1 protein-coding gene is annotated in these 1376 nt (G+C 68.5%); it reads right to left on the bottom strand.

Going from position 1 to position 1376, the window contains the following annotated elements:
- Positions 1–518: 518 nt before the first annotated feature.
- Positions 519–1376, bottom strand: an 858-nt coding sequence (locus A5694_RS07080) for a PH domain-containing protein (RefSeq protein WP_165605191.1), incomplete at its 5' end; no start/stop codon positions are given.

Here is a 1376-nt window from a genome sequence, read left to right as displayed (position 1 = left end):
GAAGTCCTCGAAATCGGCGTTGGCCACCGGCGCCGCCGCCAAGGGCGCCATCCCGAACGCCAAAAACGCCCCCACCGTGGTGGCGGCACCCACCGTGCGCTTGCCCCGACGCGACCGCATCCGACTCTTGCCCTCTTCACGCCGACCAGCCATCATCCCCGCATCCCTTCCCACAAAAATCGCTCAGCTTCCCTTAAGCAACGCAGCGTAAACGAAGTTAGGTTCAGTGATCGCGAATTCGCGAAATCGGCACCGAATTTGACCGGAGCTCCGCGAGCCGAAAACGTCCTCTAAGCACTTCTCGTTTTAGCTACGCGCCCACGAAAAGCACCGATGGAGCAGCCTCCAGCCCCCGGCAGGCCCCGCATGCCCTCCACCACGCAAAAAACGGGCTCTTATCCGTCGGCCACCGCGAAGAATTTACGTGGAAAATAATTTACAAGATAGTTCTAAGTTTCCGCAAGGGGGCATCTTCGTCCAGCGGGAGCCGCCGCGCCCGTCGGTTGCAAATCACGGGGCTATCGCGCCCACTTGCTGTGTGCCACCCATGGAGAAGCGGTCGCGGCCACCGACCACGCCCACTCCTCCGGCACGTCGATCACCCGGTAGGCCTTGACACCGGCGGCGGTCGCCGCGATCAGGGTGGCGACTCCGACACGGCGCTGAAACCAGCTCTGGCGCACCGTCCAGCCGATGATGCCCGCGGTGGCGATACAGTAGCGGCGCTGTTCCCAACTACCGGTGCGGGCCGAAAGCCATTGCGGGTCAACGCGATGCCCGAGCGCACGCGCCCGATCGGCGGCCAGCAGCGCCGCGCATACCGTCAGCGCCGCCCAGACCGGCCAGTACCACAGCGGCACACCGTCGACCGCCGCCAGCACCGCCCCACCCGCCACCGGCAGCATCATCGCGCGGGTCCAGCGTCGGCGGGCCGCCGCCGGGCCGTGCCGGCGCAGCGGGCCGGTGACCACGACGGGGTCGGCGACCAGCCCGGCCAGCACCTGCTCGGCGGTGGCTCGCGGGCACGGCGGCAACAGGACCGAGGATTCACCTGCCCCGGTGACACCGGTCATGGCCGCGTCCAACCGCGCGCCGCCGAACAGCCGCACCAACAGCGGCCGTCGCAGCGTTCCACCGCGCAGCCGGCGCATGTCGTAGCTGTGCTGCCGCACGCGCAGCAGTCCGTAGCTCAACTCCAACACGTCGCCGGCCGCCCCGGAGCTGCGGGACAACACCAGGTTGCCGTAGGTCAGCGCCGATCGCAGCACCGCCAGTAGGATCGCCGCCACCAGTACCAGACCCGCGATCACCGCCGCGGTCTGCTGCGCCCCGAACCGCCCGGCGGCGTCACGCCAGGCCCCGCTCAGCGCCGAATC

This window comes from Mycolicibacter sinensis (assembly GCF_001667945.1).
Lineage (GTDB): Bacteria > Actinomycetota > Actinomycetes > Mycobacteriales > Mycobacteriaceae > Mycobacterium > Mycobacterium sinense_B.
Note: the sequence above shows the minus strand (reverse complement) of the source record. Positions and strands in the feature narration are given on the sequence as shown.